The sequence below is a fragment of the Rhizobium albus genome (genome assembly GCA_030160035.1).
GTDB classification, from domain to species: domain Bacteria; phylum Pseudomonadota; class Alphaproteobacteria; order Rhizobiales; family Rhizobiaceae; genus Georhizobium; species Georhizobium albus.
In genome coordinates this window covers 1,211,041-1,231,638 of the sequence record BSNO01000001.1, presented here as the reverse complement: position 1 = coordinate 1,231,638, position 20,598 = coordinate 1,211,041, and the positions used below count along the sequence as shown (strand labels likewise).

Genomic DNA, 20,598 nt, shown 5'->3' with positions numbered 1-20,598 from the left:
CCGGCTGAACAGAAATCAAACCGATGTCAAGCGCCCATATGCAGGCGCTCGTCTTTTAGAGCTGGTCGGTGACGACGGTCGAGAACGCGCCTTCCGGTTCTGCTGTGATGGCCGGATTGTCTGGCGAAACCGCGTTCAGCAGCGTCTGAACCGTCTGCTCATAGGCAGCCTCGTCCAGTGCTGCACTGTCGCCCACGAGCGCAGCCGCTTCTTCGACCTGGTAGACCTGGCTTTCAAGCGTGAGCGCGCCGGACATGTCGTTCTCCAGAACGATCTCGGCGGCCTCCTGCGGGTTTTCCTTGGCATGTTCCCAGCCGCGCATGGAAGCGCGGACGAAGCGCACCATCTTGTCGACGAAGGCTTCGTCGGCGAGATCTTCCTCGAGCACATAGATGCCGTCTTCCAGCATGCCGACGCCTTCATCGAGGAAGTTGAAGACGGTCAGGCTGTCTTCCGGAATGCCGGCATCGAGGATCTGCTTGTACTCGTTGTAGCGCATGGTGGAGATGCAGTCGGCCTGGCCCTGCAGCAGCGGGTCTGCGGAGAAAGCCTGCCGCAGCACTTCGACGCCCTCGTCGCCACCTTCCGTGGAATAGCCAAGCTTCGCCATCCAGGCATAGAATGGATACTCATTGCCGAAGAACCAGACACCAAGCGTCTTGCCCGGGAAGTCTTCGGTGGTTTCGACACCACTTTCCTCGGAGCAGACCAGCTGCAGTGCCGAGCCCTGGAATGGCTGGGCGATGTTCACCAGTGCCACGCCGCGCTCGCGCGCAGCGAGGGCTGCCGCCATCCAAGTCGTGATCACGTCGGCGCCACCGCCGGCGATTACCTGCTCGGGCGCGATATCCGGGCCACCCGGGTTGATCGTCACGTCGAGGCCTTCCTCTTCGTAATAGCCAAGATCCTTGGCAACCAGATAGCCGGCGAACTGGCCCTGATTGACCCATTTCAGCTGGAAGGTCAGCGGCTCGAGATCCTGGGCATGGGCGCCCGTCATCATCAGGCCGGCGAGTAGCGTGGAGGCGAGAAGTTTCTTCATTGTGCCATTCCCCTTATTGTCCCGTCCGCCCACCACGGACCGACGGATGCCAGAAGGTGACGCGCTTCTCGATGAGCGCGATCAACCCGTAAAAGAGCGAGCCGGCAAGCGCGGCAACCGCGATCTCGGCCCAAACCATATCCACCTGCAGGCGCCCGATGGCGGACGATATGCGGAAGCCCATGCCGACGATCGGCGTGCCGAAGAATTCCGCCACGATCGCGCCAATCAGCGCCAGCGTCGAGTTGATCTTCAGCGCGTTGAAGATGAACGGCCAGGCGGCCGGCAGACGCAACTTGAAAAGCCCCTGCCAGTAGCTCGCCGCATAAGTGTGCATCAGGTCGCGTTCCATCGCGTTCGCGGCGGCCAGTCCGGCGACGGTGTTCACCAGCATCGGGAAGAACGTCATGACCACCACGACGGCTGCCTTCGACTGCCAGTCGAAGCCGAACCACATGACCATGATCGGCGCGATGCCGACGAGCGGTAGCGCCGAGACGAAGCTGCCGATCGGTAGCAGGCCACGCTTCAGAAACGGCGAACGATCGATCGCAATGGCAACCACCAGGCCTGCGGCGCAGCCAATGGCGTAGCCGATGAGAACCGATTTAAGGAAGGTCTGGCGGAAATCAGCCCACAGCGTCGGCACGGAACTGGTGATCTGCGCCCAGATCGCGCTTGGCGGTGGCAGGAGAACCGGCGGCACGTTGAACCCCCGTACCAGGCCTTCCCACAAAGCAAGCAGCGAGACGCCGAAGAGGATCGGCACGACCAGGTTGATCGCGCGGCGTGTCCCGGCCTGTCGCGTTTCGACCCGCACGAGATATTCGTTGGCCGCCCAGCAGCCCAGCCACACGACAAGCGCGAATACGATCCAGCCTGCGTTCATGGACGCACTCCCATGCGCTTCAGCACGATGCGCTCGACGAGGCCGATCACGAAAATCAGCGTCGCAGAAAGTGCTGCTGCCATGAAGAGTGCCGCCCAGATCTGCGTGGTCTGGCCGTAGTAGCTCCCAGCGAGCAAGCGCGAACCGAGACCGCCCGCAGCACCCGTCGGCAATTCGCCGACGATCGCCCCGACGAGACTTGCCGCCACGCCGACCTTCATCGAGGTGAAGAGGTAGGGCATGGCGCTTGGCCAGCGCAGCTTGCCAAACACCTGGCCACGCGAGGAATGATATGTGCGCATGAGATCGAGCTGCAGCGCATCGGGGCTGCGGAAGCCCTTCACCATGCCGACGACGACCGGGAAGAATGAAAGATAGGTGGAGATCAGCGATTTCGGCACGAGTCCAGTCAGACCGATCGATGCGAGCACGACGACGATCATCGGCGCGATCGCAAGGATCGGGATTGTCTGCGATGCGATCAGCCACGGCATCAATGATCTGTCGACCGCGCGGTTGTGCACGATCAGAACGGCCAGCGCGATCCCGAGCACCGTGCCCATGACGAAGCCGAGAAGCGTCGCCGACAACGTGATCCAGGCATGGTAGACGAGGCTGCGGCGCGAGGTGACATCCTGCATCGCCACCGAATTCCACAGTTCGACCAGAACCTGATGCGGCGCCGGCAGAACCGGCCGATCCTGCGCGAATGTACCGGCGACGAACTGCCAGATGGTCCAATCGGCCTGCCCTGCCCGGTCGAACACCTGCAGCTGCCACCGGGCATTGAGCCAGATGGTGCAGGCATACCAGATGACGAGGATGGCAAGCACCATTGTCGCCACCGGCACGGCGCGGCCTTCGGTCAAGCGGCGGCGGGGGGCGGTAACAGCCGTCATTGCACGCAACGCTCAATCATAGCTGTGCCCTGCCCTTAGCCCATCGCGGACGCGGGCGGCGATGGCGAGAAACTCCGGCGTCTCGCGGATTTCCAGCGGACGATCGGTGCCAAGGTCGCAATCGATCACTTCGTGGATCCGGCCCGGCCTCGGGCTCATCACCACGATCTTCGTCGACAGGAAAACGGCCTCCGGGATCGAGTGCGTGACGAAGACGACGGTCTTTTGCGTCTTCGCCCAGAGCTTCAGCAGTTGTTCGTTCAGATGATCGCGCACGATCTCGTCCAGTGCGCCGAACGGCTCGTCCATCAGCAGCATGTCGGGATCGAAGGACAGCGCACGCGCGATCGACGCACGCTGCTGCATGCCGCCGGACAGCTGCCAGGGAAATTTGTTTTCGAAGCCGGCGAGATCGACCAGCGCGAGATTGTCGCGGATGCGCGTCTGCCGCTCGGCCGCACTGAAGCCCATGACCTCGAGCGGCAGCGCGATGTTCTTGCCGATCGTGCGCCAGGGGTAGAGTGCCGGCGCCTGGAAGACGTAGCCGTAGGCCCGCGCCTTGCGTGCGGCTTCCGGGCTGAGACCGTTGACGGAGATGGCGCCGCCGGTCGGCTGTTCCAGATCGGCGATGACGCGCAGAAGCGTGGTTTTGCCACAGCCGGACGGCCCGATGAAGGACACGAACTCACCTTGCCGGACCGTGAGGTTGATCTTCGACAGGGCATGGACCGGCCCGTCGCCGGTCTGGAAGGTGAGATCGAGGTCGCGCGCTTCGATGACCGGCTTGCCGAAGTTCGCCGGCACTGGATCGCTCTTCACTGTCGTGTGTCCGGGCATTGCCACGTTCATCAGACCCCGCTCGCCGGAATGCCGGTGCGTTCGACCTTGCGTGGTGCGGTCAGTTCCTTCCAGGTGGAAAGCGCGCGGTTGACCGGCTGGTCGGGCTTGCGCGCCACGAACTGCCCGTGACCCATCCGTCCTTCGAAATTGCCGTCGCGCACCGCGACATGGCCGCGCGTCAGCACGAAGCGTGGCAGGCCGGTGACTTCGACACCCTCGAACACGTTGTAGTCGATCGCAGAGGCCTGGGTATCGGCAGCGATCGTCTTGTTCGCCTTGGGATCGAGCACGAGGATATCGGCATCGGCGCCGACGAGGATCGCGCCCTTCTTGGGGTACATGTTCATGATCTTGGCGATGTTGGTGGAGGTGACGGCCACGAATTCGTTCATCGTCAACCGGCCTGTCGCGACACCCTTGCTCCAAAGCACCGGCAAGCGGTCTTCAAGCCCGCCCGTGCCATTCGGGATCTTGGTGAAATCGCCGACCCCATAGCGCTTCTGCTCGGTCGTGAACGCGCAATGGTCCGTCGCGACCACCTGCAAAGACCCGGCGGCAAGACCAGCCCACAGGCTGTCCTGATGCTGTTTGGACCGGAACGGCGGCGACATGACGCGCCGCGCCGCATGATCCCAATCCGGATGCTGATATTCGGTTTCATCCAGGACGAGATGCTGGACGAGCGGCTCGCCATAGACACGCTTGCCGAGCTGGCGCGCACGACGGATCGCCTCATGCGCCTCTTCGCAGGAGACGTGCACGATGTAGAGCGGAACACCCGCCATGTCGGCGATCATGATCGCCCGGTTGGCCGCCTCGCCTTCCACCTGCGGCGGGCGGGAATAGGCATGGGCTTCCGGCCCGTTATTGCCTTCTGCGAGCAATTTCTGCTGAAGCGAGGCGACGACATCGCCGTTCTCGGCGTGAACGAGCGGCAGTGCGCCGAGCTCGGCGCAGCGCTGGAACGAGGCGTACATCTCATCGTCATTGACCATGAGAGCGCCCTTGTAGGCCATGAAGTGCTTGAAGGTGTTGATGCCCTTCTCGCGAACGACCGTCTCCATCTCGTTGAAGACCTGCTCGCCCCACCAGGTGACCGCCATGTGGAACGAGTAGTCGCACATCGCCTTCGTCGATTTGTTGTCCCAGGCCTGCAGCGCCTCGAGCAGCGACTGCCCCGGCGCCGGCAGGCAGAAATCGACGACCATCGTCGTGCCGCCCGACAGAGCCGCCCGGGTGCCGGTCTCGAAATCATCGGACGAATAGGTGCCCATGAAGGGCATTTCGAGATGCGTGTGTGGGTCGATGCCGCCCGGCATCACATAGCACCCCGTCGCGTCCAGCACCTCGTCGCCCGAGAGGTTGGCCCCGATCTTCGCAATCACCCCGTTCTCGATCAGCACATCGGCTTCATAGGTGAGATCGGCGGTGACGACCGTGCCGTTCTTGATGACTTTGGTGGACATGAATATTCCCCTTCAAATCTCTTCGTATCTGCGGCGCCGCCCCCTCACCCGCCGCTGCGCGTCGACCTCTCCCCAAGGGGAGAGGAGGCAGCGCGCTGAGCCGCCGGTGAGAAACGAAGCTCCGAACTCGCCACCACGATTTGCCGCTCCAACACCGCCAATATGGTCTCAAGAACAGCTCGTCGTTCTTGGAGGACCTCATGGTTCCAGAACCGCAGAACAGAGTATCCTTCAGCATTGAGCCAGTTCGTGCGCAGAACGTCATGTGCGGAGCCAGCGTGCTGAAAACCGTCCAGTTCGACGACAAGTCGTTTTGCTCGACAAACGAAGTCTGCAAAATACGGGCCGATTGGCATTTGCCGCACGAATTTGTGGCAGTTCAGCTGCCGGTTCCGCAACTCACCCCAAAGCCGATATTCCGCCTCGGTCTCATCGGCGCGAAGCCGCCTGGCCGTTGTCGTTGCACCATCACGGCGCCCAGGACGCGAAGCCCCTCCTCTCCCCTCGGGGGAGAGGGTGGCCGAAGCAAAGCGCAGGTCGGGTGAGGGGCCGTGCATCGCGTTACTCCACGATCTCCGCAGTCTCCACGACCGCGTGGAAAAGCACGTCGGCGCCGGCTTTCGCCCATTCTTTTGTAATCTCTTCGTCTTCGTTGTGGCTGAGGCCGTCGACGCAGGGGCACATGACCATCGCGGTTGGCGCGACGCGGTTGATCCAGCAGGCGTCGTGACCGGCGCCCGATACGATGTCGCGGTGGCTGTAACCGAGACGTTCGGCAGCGCTGCGTATGGCGGAAACGCAACCGGCATCGAAGGTGACGGGATCGAAATGGCCGACCGCTTCGATGTCGATGCCAAGGCCAAGCTCTGCCGCAATTTTCGGCGCCTCTGCCTCCAATCGTGCCTTCATCGCATCGAGCGTCGCCTGGTCGGGCGAACGGAAATCGACGGTGAAGACGACCTTGCCGGGGATGACGTTGCGGGAATTCGGAAACACTTCGCAGTGGCCGATCGCACCGACGGCGTTCGGCTGGTGATCCATGGCGATGGTGTGCACGAGCTCAGTGATGCGCGCCATGCCGAGGCCGGCATTCCGTCGCATCGGCATCGGCGTCGAACCGGTATGAGCGTCCTTCCCCGTCAGCGTGATCTGCAGCCACCACAGGCCCTGACCATGGGTGACGACGCCGATGTCCTTGCCTTCCTTTTCGAGAATCGGGCCCTGCTCGATGTGCAGTTCGAAGAACGCCTTCATCTTGCGTTGACCGATCGACTCTTCACCCTTCCAGCCGATGCGCTCCAGTTCGTCGCCGAACTTCGAGCCCTTGGCGTCTGTGCGCGAAAGTGCCCAGTCGAGGTCGTGGATCCCGGCAAAGACACCGGAGGCGAGCATCGCGGGGGCAAAGCGCGTGCCCTCCTCGTTCGTCCAGTTGGTGACGACGATCGGATGCCTGGTCTTGATGTCGAGGTCGTTCAGCGTGCGGATGACTTCGAGCCCGCCGAGGACGCCCAGCACACCATCATATTTGCCGCCGGTCGGCTGCGTGTCGAGGTGGCTGCCCACATAGACCGGAAGCGCGTCCGGATCGGTGCCTTCGCGGCGATGGAACATGTTGCCCATCTCGTCCACGCCCATGGTGAGGCCCGCCTCGTCGCACCAGCGCTTGAAGAGGTGCCGTCCCTCGCCATCCTCGTCGGTCAGGGTCTGGCGGTTGTTGCCGCCGCGCAGCCCAGGGCCGACCTTGGCCATGTCCATCAGGCTGTTCCACAGGCGATCGCCGTCGACGCGCATGTTTCCAGCAAGTGCCATGGCCAGTCCTTTCAGTATGCAAGATAAAGCGGGTCGATATCGGCGGGCGCCGTCAGTCCAGCGACGCCAGAATGTCCTTCAGCGTGTCGAAGATGAAGTCGATCTGGCTTTTCTCGATGATGAGCGGCGGTGACAGCGCGATGATGTCACCGGTCGTGCGGATGAGCAGGCCCGCATCATAGGCCTTGAGGAACGCCGAGAAGGCGCGCTTCGTCGGCAGCCCGGCGATGGGCTCCAACTCGATAGCCCCGATCAGGCCGATCGAGCGCAGGTCGATGACATGCGGCAGGCCTTTCAGCGAATGGAGCGCATCGGCCCAATAGGGTGCGAGTTCGGCAGCCCGCGTGAGCAAGCCCTCTTCCTGATAGGTGTCGAGCGTGCCGAGTGCCGCGGCAGACGCGATCGGATTGCCCGAATAGGTATAGCCGTGGAAGAACTCGATCAGGTGCTCCGGCCCGGTCATGAAGGCATCATAGATGTCCTTCTTCACGAACACCGCGCCCATCGGAATGACACCGTTGGTCAGCCCCTTCGCCGTCACCATGATGTCCGGTGTCACGCCGAAATAGTCGGCGGCGAACGGAGTGCCGAGCCGGCCGTACCCGGTGATGACTTCATCAAAGATCAGAAGAATGCCGTGCTGATCGCAGATTTCACGCAGTTTCTTGAGGTAACCCTTCGGCGGGACGAGCACGCCGGTGGAACCGGCCACCGGCTCGACGATGACGGCAGCGATGGTCGAGGGATCATGCAGGGTCGCGATGCGCAGCAGGTCGTCGGCCAGTTCCGCGCCATGCTCCGGCTCGCCGACCGTGTAAGCGTTGCGGTCGAGATCATGCGTGTGGCGCATGTGGTCGACGCCGGTGAGCAGCGTTCCGAACATCTTGCGATTGGTGACGATGCCGCCGACGGAGATGCCGCCGAAATTGACGCCGTGATAACCGCGCTCGCGCCCGATCAGGCGGAAGCGTGAGCCCTGCCCTTTGGCGCGCTGATAGGCAATCGCGATCTTCAGCGCGGTATCGACCGACTCCGAACCCGAATTGGTGAAGAATACGTGGTCGAAGCCTTCCGGCGTGATTTGAGTGAGACGCGAGGCAAGCTCGAATGCCTTAGGGTGGCCCATCTGAAACGCGGGTGCATAATCGAGCTCACCCGCCTGCTGGCGAATGGCCTCCACGATCTTCGGGCGGTTGTGACCGGCATTGCAGCACCAGAGACCAGCCGTGCCGTCGAGCACCTGGCGGCCGTCGGATGTGGTGTAATGCATCCGGTCGGCCGACACGAACATGCGCGGCGCCTGCTTGAACTGCCGGTTTGCCGTAAACGGCATCCAGAAGGCTTCAAGATTGTTGGTTCTCACAGGTGCGCTGGCCATTAGCGGCATGCCTCCCGCATGGACGCGGCTGTGCGCCTGCCGCCATGCCTTGAAATGTTGATCCCCTGGCCAATCCGCCCGTCCCGCGCAAGCGGAGGTCTTTCTTTGCGAAGACCTTCAAAAACTTGACTGATTGGTCAAAATGTACGCTAGAAGAGCAGCATAGGCCGGTCAAGCCCGATTTCTGCAAGCCGCCGCTTGAGCCACAGACGCGTCTCCTGGCATGCGCCCGAGGCATGTGATGCGGACAGAGATCGGCGCTGGTCGACAGGCTTTCGGACGGCTCGGGGGAGTGGCAATGGACGTTCGTGCGAAGCCGAAATCGCGCAAGTCGCGGCTGTCGGAAGACCAGCAGCCGGCTGAGAAGCGCACGCGCATCCAGGCGATCAACCGCGGCCTCATCATCGATGCGGCGCTGGACATCTTCTCCACCTACGGCTTCCGCGGATCGACGATCGATCAGATCGCGGAAAAAGCCGGTATGTCGAAGCCGAACCTCCTCTATTATTTCCCGCGCAAGGACGACATCTACGTCACCGTGCTGGAAAAAACGCTCGAGGAATGGCTCGATCCCTTCGAGGCGATCGATCCCGACGGCGATCCGATCGAAGAACTGCGCCGCTACATTACGCTGAAGCTCGAAATGTCGGCCCGCAAGCCCGAGGCGTCACGGCTCTTCGCCAACGAGATCCTGCACGGCGCACCGCGCATCGGGCATTTTCTCCAAACCCATCTGAAGAAGCTGGTGCGCGAAAAGGCTGCGGTGCTCTCGCGCTGGACCAGCGAAGGCCGGCTTGCGCCGGTCGATCCCTATCATTTGATCTTCAGCATCTGGGCAATGACGCAGCACTACGCGGATTTCGACGTGCAGATCCGCGCCGTGCTCGGCCATCAGGTCGACCAACCGGGCCACCATGAGCAAACCGCGCAGGCGGTGCTGACGATTCTCCTGAACGGCATTCGCCCGAGATCCTGAAGACGGACCCGCACCAAGGTCGCCATTGTTCTGGCTGCCGACCGCTGCAAGAGTGCGTGCGCACCCCGGGGAGGATCCGACCATGGCCAAGCTCATCGCGCTCTACAAACAGCCCGCCGATACCGAAAAATTCGATGCCTATTATCGCGATACGCATATTCCGCTCGCGAAGACCATTCCAGGCCTGACAAACTACGAGATCAGCACCTCGTCGATCGCGACGCCCGAAGGGCAAGCGCCCTACTACCTGATCGCGATGCTGTCGTTCGAGTCGCTCTCGGCGATCAACGAGGGACTGCAGTCCGCGCAGGGCCAGGCAACGGCGGCCGACCTCGCCAATTTTGCCGACGCCGGCGTTGATCTCATCTTCTTCGACGACGAAAAAGTCTAATCGGCTGCGACCACGAGCACCACGAGCCCAAGCACGGTTACGAGCGCGCCGGCAAGCACGCTCAACGTCGTCCACCCTGCCCCGGACAAGCCTTCCAGCACGATGATGATGCTTGGAATCAGGTAGGAATAGCCGAACACTTTCGAGACGGGCAGACGCATCGACGCGTATTGAAGCAGGAAGAAACTCACCCCCGTCGCGAAGATCGCGAGATAGACGACCGTCAGCCAGACGATGCCGGGCAAATTTGCCCAGTCGGTGCGCGCGATCTCGCCTGCGCCATAGACGATGATGCAAAGTGCCGTGCCAAAGAGCGTCCAGAACGTGAAGTAGACAATGGGCTCGCCTCGATTGAACTTCTTGACGAGCGGCGCGTAGATCGCGTGTGCGACGCAGCCGATGAAGAAGATCGCCTCTCCAGTGCCGATCTGGAAACCGAGCAGCGCGTCGAGCCTTCCGCCAAAGATCACCCATACGGCACCGGCGCCGGCGACCAGCAGGCTGATGAGCACGACGGGACTTGCCTTCTGGCCGAGCAGCAGGAAGCCGAAGCCGGCGCTCATGAACGGGATGAGCGTGAAGACGGCGCCGCTCGATACCGGGCTCGTCAGGCCGAGCGAAATGAACATGGTGACGAAATAGATCGCCATCAGGGCGCCCAGCACCAGGTAGCGCCATGGCGCGCGCGGCACGGACAAGAGCCGGTGCGGCGTGCCACGCAGAAGGACTGCCGCCGCCACCGCCATGATCGCGACGCCGATGGCGAACCGTATGGCATTGAGAGCCACCGGCCCGATGTGCGGCGCCGCCCGCGAGCCGAGCGAGAACGATATCGCGACGATCAGCGCGAAACCGACCATCGCGAGATGCCCGAAAAGCTTCTCCCGCCCAATGGCGTAGCTGGTGGTTGCCGGCCGAACCGGACTGTCGGAGATCGAGGCCTGCTGAACATCTGTGCGCATGGCTGATCCCTACCCGGCTTCGTGAAGCGATGCCAGATCGTCAGCAGCTATGCGTGTGGCAAAACGAAGAGAGCCCCGGCGGTCACACCGGGGCTCGAAAGTCTTTTTGAAGGAGAACGACGCGTCTGCTTACTCGGCAGCTTCCTTGACGGCCATCGGGTTGTTCGGGTGCTGCGTCCAGTTGGCGTAGTTCGGGTCGATCGGACGGCCGGTCCGCGGATCGGCGCCGGCAACGAGCTGCTCCATCGTGATGCAGTCTTCCACCGGGCAGACATTGACGCAGAGATTGCAGCCGACGCACTCGTCGTCCATCACCTCGAAGTGGCGAACGCCATCGACCATCGACGTGATGGCCTGATGCGACGTGTCCTCGCAGGCGATGTGGCAGCGGCCACACTTGATGCAGAGATCCTGATCGATACGTGCCTTGGTCACGTAGTTGAGGTTGAGATACTGCCAGTCCGTGACGTTCGGCACCGCCATGCCCTGGAAGTCCGAGATCGTGCGGTAGCCCCTCTCGTCCATCCAGTCGGAAAGACCGTCGATCATTTCCTGAACGATCTTGAAGCCGTAGGTCATGGCTGCCGTGCAGACCTGCACGGTGCCGCAGCCGAGCGCGATGAACTCGGCCGCATCGCGCCAGGTCGTGACGCCACCGATGCCCGAGATGGGCAGCCCGCGCGTTTCGCCATCCCGCGCGATTTCCGCTACCATGTTGAGCGCAATCGGCTTTACCGCCGGGCCGCAATAGCCGCCATGCGATCCCTTGCCGTCGATGGATGGTTCGGGCGAGAAGGTGTCGAGATTGACCGACGTGATCGACGAGATGGTGTTGATCAGCGAGACCGCATCCGCACCACCGCGCTTTGCCGCACGGGCCGGATAGCGGATATCCGTAATGTTCGGCGTCAGCTTCACGATGACCGGCAGGCGCGAATACATCTTGCACCACTCGGCGACCATCTGGATGTATTCCGGCACCTGCCCGACGGCCGCACCCATGCCGCGCTCGCTCATGCCGTGCGGGCAGCCGAAATTGAGTTCGATCCCGTCGGCGCCCGTATCCTCGACGCGCGGCAGGATCGCCTTCCACTCGGCTTCCTCGCAGGGAACCATGATCGAGGCGATCATCGCGCGGTCCGGCCAGCGCCGCTTGACCTCGGCGATCTCGCGCAAATTCGTCTCAAGGTCGCGGTCGGTGATGAGCTCGATATTGTTCAGGCCGAGCAGGCGCCGGTCCGGACCCCAGATCGCGCCATAGCGCGGGCCGTTGACGTTGACGACCGGAGGCCCTTCCGAGCCGAGCGTCTTCCAGACGACCCCGCCCCACCCGGCTTCGAAGGCGCGCTCGACATTGTAGGCCTTGTCGGTCGGCGGCGCCGAAGCCAGCCAGAACGGATTGGGCGACTTGATGCCGAGAAAATTGGTGGAAAGATCAGCCATTGTCTCGTCCCTTTCTCAAGCGCCCATCAAGGCGGCGTGGATGTCCATGGCGGCGATCTTGCCGTCTTCGACGGAGACGACCGTCAGGTCCTCGCCGCCGAAGATGCAGTCGCCACCGGCCCAGACCTTGGCGAGCGATGTACGCCGCTTCTCATCGGTCAGGATGCGGCCCTTTTCGAGTCGGATGGCCGTGCCGGCGAGCGGACCGGCATCGAAGGTCTGGCCGATTGCCTTGAAGACCTGGTCGGCCGGCAGGATCATCGTTTCGCCGGTACCGATGAGCTGACCGTTCGGCTGCGCGGTGTATTCCAGTTCGATACCGACGATCGCGCCGCCCTCGCCGCGCAGGAGCGACTTCGGCTTCAGCCAGTGACGGATCGTGACGCCTGCGGTCTTGGCGACTTCCTGCTCGTATTCGGACGCATTCATCGCCTCCTGGCCGCGGCGGTAGCAGATCGTCACGTCTTCCGCGCCGAGCAGCTTGACCTGCGTCGCAACATCGATCGCCGTCATGCCGCCGCCGATGACGACGACGCGGCGACCAACCGGCAGCGATGCAAGATCGTCCGTCTGGCGGAGCTTGGCGATATAATCGACCGCATCGATTGAGCCTTCGGCATCCTCACCGTCGAGACCGAGATCGTTCACGCCCGGCAGGCCCATTCCGAGGAAGACCGCATCGAAATCGGCCGTCAGATCCGAAAGAGCGATGTCGCGGCCAAGCGCCGTCGAAGCCTTGATTTCGATGCCGCCGATGCCGAGGATGAAGTCCAGTTCCGCCTGAGCGAAGCCGTCAACCGACTTATAGGCAGCGATCCCGTATTCGTTGAGGCCGCCGGCCTTTTCGCGGGCATCGAACACCGTCACGTCATGGCCGAGCGCGGCAAGACGATGGGCGCAGGACAGACCGGCCGGACCGGCGCCGACGACCGCGACCCGCTTGCCCGTCGGTTCGGCCCGCGTGAACGGGTGCGTCGCAGCGGTCTCCATCAGATAGTCAGTCGCGTAGCGCTGCAACTGACCGATCTTGACCGGCTTGCCTTCCGCCACTTCGCGCACGCAGACCTCTTCGCACAGCGTCTCGGTCGGACAGACGCGGGCGCACATGCCGCCCATGATGTTGGATTTGAGAATAGTCTTGGCCGCGCCCGTCGGGTTGTCGGCGGCGATCTGACGGATGAAGAGCGGAATGTCGATCGAGGTCGGACACGCATTCATGCACGGCGCATCGTAGCAGAAATAGCAACGATCGGCCTCTACGAACGCCTCGTGGCGATCGAGCGGCGGATGCAGGTCGGAGAAATTCGTCGAATACTCCTCGGGCGCGAGCCGGCCAGGCTTCACGTCCCGTGCGGCTGGCACGGAAATCGTCATTGTTCCACCTCGGGTTCAGCCGGTCGCGCCCTCGGTCAGCCGCCCGGTCCCACCCCGATGCGTGCCGATTTTTTGTGGGTCTGCCGATCCGGCGTCTTCTTATTGCAGTGAGAATGAGCGGAAAAATTTAAGGCGTCAATTTTTTTATCATCCGATCAAAAAATTCTTCGCGCCGTGTTCCCGCAAACGAAAACGGAGCCCTTGAGAGGCTCCGTTCAGTGTAGGCTGGTTATGTGATCTACCTGCCCGTCAGGCGTTCCATTGCCCGTGGTGCGGGCCCGATCCGTCCAGCCGTTCGAAGCCGTGCGCCCCAAAAAAATCGCGCTGCGCCTGGATGAGGTTGGCCGTACCGCGTGCCTGCCGATAGGTATCGAAATAGGCGAGCGCCGCAGAAAGCGCCGGTGTCGGTATACCGGAGGTCGCCGATAGAGCGACGATCTTGCGCAGGCCGGCGGACGCGTCCCTCATCATCGCCGAGAACCGCGGCGTGACGAGAAGATTGGCCGTCCCGCTCTCGGCCTCGAAAGTGGCTGCGATCTCGTCAAGGAATTGTGATCGGATGATGCAGCCCGCACGCCAGATCCGCGCGATGGTTGCGAGCGGCAGGTCCCAGCCGTGATCGGCAGTTGCGCCAGCCATCACCGCGAACCCTTGCGCATAGGCCGCGATCTTCGCTGCAAGCAAAGCCTGCTCGAGCTGGTCGATGATAGCCACCCGGTCGATCGACGCATCGAGCGGTTCGATTAGACCGAAGACCTGTTCGGCCGCTTCGCGCTCCGCCTTCATGGCCGACAGAATGCGCGCAGCCACCGCCGATTCGATCGTGGTTGCGGCAACGCCGATCATCTGCGCCTCGATCGCCGCCCAGCGTCCCGTACCCTTCTGGCCCGCACTGTCGAGGATCTGGTCGACGAGCGCGCCGCCTGTCTCCACGTCCTTGGCCGCGAGTGCCTTCGCCGTCACCTCGATCAGGTAGGAATTGAGCGGTCCCTCGTTCCAGCGTGCAAAGATGTCGGCCATCTCGGCCGGGGCCATGCCGAGACCATCGCGCATGATGCCGTAGATCTCGGCGATCATCTGCATGTCGGCATATTCGATGCCATTGTGAATCGTCTTGACGAAATGGCCGGCGCCGTCGGCTCCGAGATGGGCGACGCAAGGCTCGCCTTCGAAACGGGCAGCGATCGCCTTCAGCATGGGCTCGACGCGCCGATAGGCCTCTGCCGTGCCACCGACCATAATCGAGGGACCGTAACGGGCACCCTCCTCACCGCCGGACACACCCATGCCGATAAAGGTAAGGCCGGTATCTTCCAGTTCCTTCGACCGACGCACCGTATCGTGGAAGTTGGCATTGCCGGCATCGATGATGATGTCGCCCGCTTCCAGCAGCGGCCGCAGCGCTGCGATCTGCTCGTCGACCGCCGCCCCTGCCTTCGTCATGATGATGATCGGCCGCGGTGCACGGATGGCGCCGACAAGAGCTTCCAGCGAGTGGCAGGGCACGATCCGGTCTTTGAGCGCTCCGGCTTCGGCATGGAAGGCATCGACCTTTTCGGTCGTGCGGTTGGCGACTGCGATGGTGCTGGCGTTTTCAGCGATGTTGAGCGCGAGATTGCTGCCCATCACGCCAAGGCCGATCAGGCCGATTTCTGCTTGAGGCATGTCTTCGATCCATTGAAATCCGACCATCTAAATGGATTTAGACGGCCGGATCGCAACCCCGCTCATGCATCTGTGATGAAGAACAAGCTCAGGCGAACAGTTCCACGAACTCGAATTTGCGCACGTCGACCAGACCCAGATCGGAAATGCGCAGCTCGGGGATGACGACAAGCGCCAGCAGCGAATGCTGCATATAGGCATTGTTCAGCGTGCAGCCGCATTCGGCCATGGCATCGACCATGCGCTGCGCTTTCTCGGCCACGATCTCTGCGGGCTCGTCCGACATCAGGCCGGCGATCGGCAGTTCGACGAGCGCTATTTCCTTGCCGTCCTTGAAGACGCAGATGCCGCCGCCGACTGCCGCCAGCCGGTTGGCCGCTTCCGCCATGTTCTCCTTCGACGTGCCGACGACGATCATGTGGTGGCTGTCATGGGCCACCGTGGAGGCAACGGCGCAAGCGCCCTTGTAGCCGAAACCGGAGACGAAGCCGTTGACGACGCCGCCGGTCGCGCGGTGGCGCTCGACAAGCGCGATCTGGCAGACATCGCGGTCGCGGTCGCCGCGAACAAGACCGTCACGCACCGGCAACTCGACCTGTAGCGCCCGCGTCGGCGCCTGGTTCTCGACCATGCCGATGACATTGGCGGTAACGATGTCCGAGCCCTTCGGCGCATGAATGTCGAAATCGACCGATACCAGCGCACGGCCGAGCTTGACCGTATCGCGTGCTGTGTCCGGGTATTCGAACGCCACGCGCTCGACCGTGCAGATACCCTTTTCGGCAGCAACCACGCCGCGGGCCAGCACCAGTTCCACAGGCAGCGTTTCAAGGTCGGAGGTGAGGATCAGGTCGGCGCGTCGGCCAGGCGTGATCGAGCCGAGCTCACGCTCCAGACCGAAATGACGCGCCGTGTTGATCGTCGCCATCTGGATTGCCTGCATCGGCGATGCACCGCATTCGATGGCGTGGCGCACGACCCGGTTCATGTGCCCGTCATTGACCAGCGTTCCGGAATGGCTGTCGTCGGTGCACAGGATGAAATTGGAGGCATCGAGCCCCTTTTCGGTCACGGCCGTGATCTGGCTCTTCACGTCGTACCAGGCCGATCCGAGCCGGAGCATCGCGCGCATGCCCTGGCGCACACGTGCGATCGCGTCCTCTTCCCGCGTCCCCTCGTGATCGTCGGCCGGGCCGCCGGCCACATAAGCGTGGAAGGCGGAACCGAGATCGGGCGAGGCATAGTGGCCGCCGACCGTCTTGCCGGCATTCTGCGTCGCGGCGATCTCGCCAAGCATCTTCGGGTCGGCATTGGCAACGCCCGGAAAGTTCATCATCTCGCCGAGCCCGATGATCTGCGGCCAGGCCATCGCGTGCGCCACGTCATCCGGTGTAATCTCGAAGCCCGTGGTTTCGAGCCCAGGTGCCGACGGTGCGCAGGACGGCATCTGGACATAGACGTTGATCGGCTGGAGCACCGCCTCGTCATGCATCAGCTTCACGCCGGCAAGACCGAGAACGTTGGCGATCTCGTGCGGATCGATGAACATCGAGGTCGTGCCGTGCGGCAGAACGGCCCGCACGAATTCACCGACCGTCAGCATGCCCGATTCCACGTGCATGTGCGCATCGCAAAGCCCGGGCACCAGATAGCGCCCGTCGGCATCGATCACCCGCGTGTCGGGGCCGATCATCGCCAAGGCATCGGGGCCACAATAGGCGAATCGCCCCTCGGCGATCGCGATATCCGTCGCCTCTATGATTTCGCCCGAATGGACATTCACCCACCGGCCGTTGCGGATCACCGTGTCGGCAGGTTCGCGACCGGCGGCCACGCCGATCAGGCGGCGGGCGGCTTCAGGCCAAGTCTTGATCGTCATGGGAGCTGTCCTTCCGGCTGACACGTCTTCATCGTCGCTTGAAGCAAGCGATACGCCAGTTCGCATGTGCACGTAAACACGCAGCACGGCGATCCTGTCGCTGCCCGTGAAAGGCCCCGGCGGCCATTGGCAATCCGTCGGCTTTTCCCTATAGCTCCTCCGCAAAATGGCATCAGATGAGGAATTCTTCGTGTCCGCCACCTTCGACAAAGTCGCCGACATCATCGCGGAAACCAGCGAAATCGACCGCGACAAGATCACGCCCGAAAGCCACACGATCGACGATCTGGGCATCGACAGCCTCGACTTCCTCGACATCGTCTTTGCGATCGACAAGGAATTCGGCATCAAGATCCCGCTCGAAAAGTGGACCCAGGAAGTGAATGACGGCCAGGTTTCCACCGAAGAATACTTCGTGCTGAAGAACCTCTGCGCCAAGATCGACGAGCTGCGCGCCGCCAAGGCCGCAAGCTGAACCCTGGAGTGATTTCGCTTTTCTTCGAATCGCTCAATGACTCCAAGTTTTTGATTTGACGCGTTTCCTGGCGGTGAGCCGGAATCCAATCCACCTGGAAACGCGCTAGCGCCTCGAATGGGCGGAGCCGGGATGCTTCTTGAATATTTCCAGATGATCGATCGCGTCGAAACGGTCGATCTCGAAGGCGGCAAGCTCGCTGCCCGCTCCACCACGCCCGAGAAGAGTCCTGTCTTCGAGGGCCATTTTCCAGGCCTGCCGCTCGTGCCGGGCGTGCTCCTGATCGAAACCATGGCGCAGGCGTCCGGCTATCTCATCCTGGCCAAAACAAACTTCGAATCGATGCCTTTCCTCGTATCCGTGGACAAGGCGAAGCTCCGCACCTTCGTCGATCCCAACACGCCGCTGTCGGTCGCAGCAACGCTGGTGCACGAAGGCTCTGGCTTTGCCGTGATGAAGGGCATGATCGAACGCGAAGGAAAGCGCATCGCCGATTGCGAACTGAAGCTGCGCATCCTGCCCGCCGATAATGCGGTTCTCGCTGCCGAAGTGAAGAAGCGCGCGCTCGATATCGGCTTGATGGACGCCATCAAAGTGGATCGCGCCGGACGCACAGTCTCTGGAGACGCCACATGAACACTACGCCGCAACGGGTCGTGATCACAGGCATCGGTATCGTTACAAGTCTCGGCGTCGGCCGCTCGGCGCATGAAGCACTGCTCGCCGGCACCACATCGCCGAAACCGGTCGTCGACAATGCGCGCTATGCGCCCTATTCCGTGCACCCGCTGCCTGAAATCGACTGGTCGGCGCAGATTCCGAAGCGCGGCGACCAGCGCCAGATGGACGACTGGCAGCGTCTCGGCGTCTTTACGGCGGGTCTGGCGCTCGAAGATGCCGGGCTGAAGGACGACGCGGAAGCGACGGCGTCGATGGACATGATCGTCGCGGCCGGTGGCGGCGAGCGTGATCTGACCGTCGACACGCTGATCATCGACGAGGCGGCGAACCACAACGACCGCGAACGGCTTCTCAACGAGAAGCTGATGACGGAATTGCGCCCAACACTGTTCCTGGCGCAGCTGTCGAACCTGATGGCCGGGAACATCTCGATCGTCCACAAGGTCACGGGCTCGTCCCGCACCTTCATGGGCGAAGAGGCTGCCGGCATCTCGGCCGTCGAAACGGCGTTCGCGCGGATCCGGGCGGGCCAATCCACCCACGCGCTGGTCGGTGGCGGACATGTGGCGGAACGTCCCGACATGCACTTCGTGTTCGAAGGCATCCAGGCGCTGGCGCAGGGCGACTGGCAGCCGCTTGCCGCGCGCTCCAATCAGGCCGGCGGCGGCATCGTGCTCGGTTCGGCAGCCTGCTTCCTGGTGCTGGAATCGCGGGAACGAGCAACTGCCCGCGGTGCAACGATCTACGCGGAAATCGAGGCTGTCGAAGGGGACCGTGGCTCGCGCGATGACGAGGGGCTCGAACGCCGTTTGCAACGCATGATGGACGGCGCGGCGACACCTGATCTCATCGTTTCGGGCGCAAGCGGCCTCGTCGGCATTACCGAGCGCGAAGCGTCGGTCTGGCGCAACAGCTTCCCCGATGCAATCCTGCGGCGCTATGCCAACGTCGTTGGCCACGCGCTGGAAGCCCAGTTCCCAATTGGCCTCGGCCTCGCAGCGCTCGCGTTGAAGGCAGATGGCGCGATCGCGCCGTTCGAGGCCGACGACAAGGCGCTCGACAAGCCGATCGACACGGCGCTCGTCACCACGGTTGGCTATGTGCGCGGCGAAGGCGTCGCTCGTCTCTCCCGCGTCGGAGGCAAGGCATGACATCCTATCGCGATCACAAGGGCCGGCCGATCGTTGCCGTCACCGGCATGGGCATCGTGTCCTCACTCGGACGCGGCAAGGCCGACAATTGGCAGAAGCTTTCAGGCGGCGTGTCGGGCATCCACCCGATCTCGCGCTTCCCGACCGACGGATTGTCGACGAAAATCGCGGGAACCGTCGAATTCGTCAACGTGCCGCTGATCAACGCGACCGAGATTTCCTTCGCCATGGCGCGTGAAGCGACCGAGGAAGCACTCGCCGAAGCAGGCTTGTCCGGCGAATTCGGCGGGCCGCTCTTCCTGGCGGCACCACCGATCGAAGCCGAATGGTCGACCCGATTCGGTTATGCCGACATGGCACGCGCGATCGAGGCCGAAGGCAACGCCTATGAGCGCTTCAACGCCGTGCTGCGCGAGCGCGCTGACCCCGATCTGCACCAGGCCGTCCTTTTCGGCACGATCTCCGAGCGGCTCGCCGACAAGTTCGGTACGCGCGGCCTGCCGGTTACACTCTCCACCGCCTGCGCTTCTGGCGCAACGGCGATCCAGCTCGGCGTCGAGGCGATCCGCCAGAGCCGCACCGATCGCGCACTGACGGTTGCGACGGACGGGTCGGTTTCGGCAGAATCTCTTGTGCGCTTCTCGCTCCTCTCGGCGCTGTCGACCCAAAACGATCCTCCGGAAAAGGCGTCGAAGCCTTTCACCAAGGACCGCGACGGCTTTGTGCTGGCGGAAGGTGCGGCAACGCTGGTGCTTGAATCGCTGGAAAGCGCGGTTGCCCGGGGCGCGCGCGTGCTCGGCATCGTGGCGGGCTGCGGCGAGAAGGCCGATCATTTCCACCGCACCCGCTCTTCACCCGATGGCGGGCCGGCGATCGCGACGATCCGTGAAGCCATGGCCGATGCCGGGCTCGACGCGAGCCAGATCGGTTATGTGAACGCCCATGGCACCTCGACGCCCGAAAACGACAAGATGGAATATCTGGCGATCTCGTCGGTCTTCGGCGACCACCTGCCGAACGTGCCGGTCTCGTCGAATAAATCGATGATCGGCCATACGCTCACGGCGGCTGGTGCCATCGAAGCGGTATTCTCGCTGCTGACGATAGCGAACGGCACGCTGCCGCCCACCATCAATCACGACAATCCGGACCCGGCGATCGCTCTAGACGTCGTGCCGAATATCAAGCGCGACAAGGCCGTCACCAGCGTTCTGTCGAACTCCTTCGGCTTTGGCGGGCAGAACGCCTGTCTTGTCATGACAGCAGAACCGGCCTAAC

Annotated in this window: 19 protein-coding genes; 6 read left to right on the top strand and 13 right to left on the bottom strand. The window is 62.8% G+C overall.

The window, feature by feature from the left end; translation table 11 throughout:
- Positions 1–55 precede the first annotated feature (55 nt).
- Genes QQL76_RS05850 through aptA form a run of 8 tightly spaced genes read right to left on the bottom strand, consistent with a single transcriptional unit; the run spans position 56 to position 8,323 of the window.
- On the bottom strand, positions 56–1,042 hold the full coding sequence (locus QQL76_RS05850) for an ABC transporter substrate-binding protein (RefSeq protein ID WP_126009753.1): 987 nt from the start codon (positions 1,040–1,042) through the stop codon (positions 56–58).
- 13 nt (positions 1,043–1,055) lie between these two features.
- Positions 1,056–1,931 carry an ABC transporter permease gene (locus QQL76_RS05845; protein WP_499206772.1) on the bottom strand — a complete coding sequence of 292 codons (876 nt, stop codon included), beginning with the start codon at positions 1,929–1,931 and terminating at the stop codon, positions 1,056–1,058.
- Positions 1,928–2,830, bottom strand: a complete 903-nt coding sequence (locus QQL76_RS05840; RefSeq protein ID WP_499206771.1) for an ABC transporter permease — start codon at positions 2,828–2,830, stop codon at positions 1,928–1,930. Before QQL76_RS05840 ends, QQL76_RS05845 begins: the two co-directional genes overlap by 4 nt.
- A gap of 12 nt (positions 2,831–2,842) precedes the next feature.
- Positions 2,843–3,667: an ABC transporter ATP-binding protein gene (locus QQL76_RS05835; RefSeq protein ID WP_404864491.1), complete on the bottom strand. Its 825-nt coding sequence runs from the start codon at positions 3,665–3,667 to the stop codon at positions 2,843–2,845.
- Positions 3,668–3,678: 11 nt separating this feature from the next.
- Positions 3,679–5,136, bottom strand: coding sequence for a dihydropyrimidinase (gene hydA, locus QQL76_RS05830; protein ID WP_499206770.1), 1,458 nt, complete (start codon positions 5,134–5,136; stop codon positions 3,679–3,681).
- 44 nt (positions 5,137–5,180) lie between these two features.
- A complete protein-coding gene (locus QQL76_RS05825; protein ID WP_499206769.1) occupies positions 5,181–5,693 on the bottom strand; it encodes an endonuclease domain-containing protein in 513 nt (170 codons plus the stop codon).
- A 4-nt stretch (positions 5,694–5,697) separates the two neighbouring features.
- Positions 5,698–6,945, bottom strand: a complete 1,248-nt coding sequence (locus QQL76_RS05820) for a Zn-dependent hydrolase (RefSeq protein WP_499206768.1) — start codon at positions 6,943–6,945, stop codon at positions 5,698–5,700.
- A 52-nt stretch (positions 6,946–6,997) separates the two neighbouring features.
- Complete coding sequence (aptA, locus tag QQL76_RS05815; protein WP_499206767.1) at positions 6,998–8,323, bottom strand: omega-aminotransferase AptA; 1,326 nt, start codon at positions 8,321–8,323, stop codon at positions 6,998–7,000.
- 298 nt (positions 8,324–8,621) lie between these two features.
- On the opposite strand from aptA, the gene QQL76_RS05810 reads away from it, so the two are divergent.
- Both QQL76_RS05810 and QQL76_RS05805 read left to right on the top strand, forming a co-directional pair.
- The gene (locus tag QQL76_RS05810; protein WP_499206766.1) at positions 8,622–9,299 is read left to right on the top strand and encodes a TetR family transcriptional regulator C-terminal domain-containing protein; all 678 of its coding nucleotides are present in this window, start codon (positions 8,622–8,624) and stop codon (positions 9,297–9,299) included.
- Positions 9,300–9,381: 82 nt separating this feature from the next.
- Entirely contained in the window at positions 9,382–9,690 is a 309-nt protein-coding gene (locus QQL76_RS05805; RefSeq protein WP_499206765.1) for an EthD domain-containing protein, read from the top strand.
- Here QQL76_RS05805 and QQL76_RS05800 read toward each other — a convergent pair.
- From QQL76_RS05800 to ade, 5 genes are all read right to left on the bottom strand, one after another.
- Positions 9,687–10,652 (bottom strand): DMT family transporter, encoded by a 966-nt coding sequence (locus QQL76_RS05800; RefSeq protein WP_499206764.1) that lies wholly within the window; start codon positions 10,650–10,652, stop codon positions 9,687–9,689. The two genes, QQL76_RS05805 and QQL76_RS05800, sit on opposite strands and share 4 nt — an antisense overlap.
- A 129-nt stretch (positions 10,653–10,781) precedes the next feature.
- Positions 10,782–12,095, bottom strand: coding sequence for an NAD-dependent dihydropyrimidine dehydrogenase subunit PreA (preA, locus tag QQL76_RS05795; protein ID WP_499206763.1), 1,314 nt, complete (start codon positions 12,093–12,095; stop codon positions 10,782–10,784).
- 15 nt (positions 12,096–12,110) lie between these two features.
- Positions 12,111–13,469, bottom strand: a complete 1,359-nt coding sequence (locus QQL76_RS05790; protein WP_499206762.1) for an NAD(P)-dependent oxidoreductase — start codon at positions 13,467–13,469, stop codon at positions 12,111–12,113.
- 249 nt (positions 13,470–13,718) lie between these two features.
- Positions 13,719–15,134, bottom strand: a complete 1,416-nt coding sequence (gnd, locus tag QQL76_RS05785) for an NADP(+)-dependent, decarboxylating phosphogluconate dehydrogenase (protein ID WP_499206761.1) — start codon at positions 15,132–15,134, stop codon at positions 13,719–13,721.
- Positions 15,135–15,222: 88 nt separating this feature from the next.
- Entirely contained in the window at positions 15,223–17,013 is a 1,791-nt protein-coding gene (gene ade / locus QQL76_RS05780) for an adenine deaminase (RefSeq protein WP_499206760.1), read from the bottom strand.
- Between the two features lie 190 nt (positions 17,014–17,203).
- On the opposite strand from ade, the gene QQL76_RS05775 reads away from it, so the two are divergent.
- From QQL76_RS05775 to QQL76_RS05760, 4 genes are all read left to right on the top strand, one after another.
- Complete coding sequence (locus QQL76_RS05775) at positions 17,204–17,488, top strand: acyl carrier protein (RefSeq protein ID WP_126009739.1); 285 nt, start codon at positions 17,204–17,206, stop codon at positions 17,486–17,488.
- 132 nt (positions 17,489–17,620) lie between these two features.
- Positions 17,621–18,124, top strand: coding sequence for a 3-hydroxyacyl-ACP dehydratase FabZ family protein (locus QQL76_RS05770; protein ID WP_499206759.1), 504 nt, complete (start codon positions 17,621–17,623; stop codon positions 18,122–18,124).
- Positions 18,121–19,320, top strand: a complete 1,200-nt coding sequence (locus QQL76_RS05765) for a beta-ketoacyl-ACP synthase II (protein WP_499206758.1) — start codon at positions 18,121–18,123, stop codon at positions 19,318–19,320. Before QQL76_RS05770 ends, QQL76_RS05765 begins: the two co-directional genes overlap by 4 nt.
- Positions 19,317–20,597, top strand: coding sequence for a beta-ketoacyl-ACP synthase II (locus tag QQL76_RS05760; protein WP_499206757.1), 1,281 nt, complete (start codon positions 19,317–19,319; stop codon positions 20,595–20,597). Before QQL76_RS05765 ends, QQL76_RS05760 begins: the two co-directional genes overlap by 4 nt.
- The last annotated feature ends 1 nt before the right edge of the window (position 20,598 follow it).

Coding starts and splice junctions, on each gene's coding strand:
- QQL76_RS05850 (WP_126009753.1), bottom strand. CDS start 1,042: ATGAAGAAACTTCTCGCCTCCACGCTACTCGCCGGCCTGATGATGACG.
- QQL76_RS05845 (WP_499206772.1), bottom strand. CDS start 1,931: ATGAACGCAGGCTGGATCGTATTCGCGCTTGTCGTGTGGCTGGGCTGC.
- QQL76_RS05840 (WP_499206771.1), bottom strand. CDS start 2,830: ATGACGGCTGTTACCGCCCCCCGCCGCCGCTTGACCGAAGGCCGCGCC.
- QQL76_RS05835 (WP_404864491.1), bottom strand. CDS start 3,667: ATGCCCGGACACACGACAGTGAAGAGCGATCCAGTGCCGGCGAACTTC.
- hydA (WP_499206770.1), bottom strand. CDS start 5,136: ATGTCCACCAAAGTCATCAAGAACGGCACGGTCGTCACCGCCGATCTC.
- QQL76_RS05825 (WP_499206769.1), bottom strand. CDS start 5,693: ATGCACGGCCCCTCACCCGACCTGCGCTTTGCTTCGGCCACCCTCTCC.
- QQL76_RS05820 (WP_499206768.1), bottom strand. CDS start 6,945: ATGGCACTTGCTGGAAACATGCGCGTCGACGGCGATCGCCTGTGGAAC.
- aptA (WP_499206767.1), bottom strand. CDS start 8,323: ATGGCCAGCGCACCTGTGAGAACCAACAATCTTGAAGCCTTCTGGATG.
- QQL76_RS05810 (WP_499206766.1), top strand. CDS start 8,622: ATGGACGTTCGTGCGAAGCCGAAATCGCGCAAGTCGCGGCTGTCGGAA.
- QQL76_RS05805 (WP_499206765.1), top strand. CDS start 9,382: ATGGCCAAGCTCATCGCGCTCTACAAACAGCCCGCCGATACCGAAAAA.
- QQL76_RS05800 (WP_499206764.1), bottom strand. CDS start 10,652: ATGCGCACAGATGTTCAGCAGGCCTCGATCTCCGACAGTCCGGTTCGG.
- preA (WP_499206763.1), bottom strand. CDS start 12,095: ATGGCTGATCTTTCCACCAATTTTCTCGGCATCAAGTCGCCCAATCCG.
- QQL76_RS05790 (WP_499206762.1), bottom strand. CDS start 13,469: ATGACGATTTCCGTGCCAGCCGCACGGGACGTGAAGCCTGGCCGGCTC.
- gnd (WP_499206761.1), bottom strand. CDS start 15,134: ATGCCTCAAGCAGAAATCGGCCTGATCGGCCTTGGCGTGATGGGCAGC.
- ade (WP_499206760.1), bottom strand. CDS start 17,013: ATGACGATCAAGACTTGGCCTGAAGCCGCCCGCCGCCTGATCGGCGTG.
- QQL76_RS05770 (WP_499206759.1), top strand. CDS start 17,621: ATGCTTCTTGAATATTTCCAGATGATCGATCGCGTCGAAACGGTCGAT.
- QQL76_RS05765 (WP_499206758.1), top strand. CDS start 18,121: ATGAACACTACGCCGCAACGGGTCGTGATCACAGGCATCGGTATCGTT.
- QQL76_RS05760 (WP_499206757.1), top strand. CDS start 19,317: ATGACATCCTATCGCGATCACAAGGGCCGGCCGATCGTTGCCGTCACC.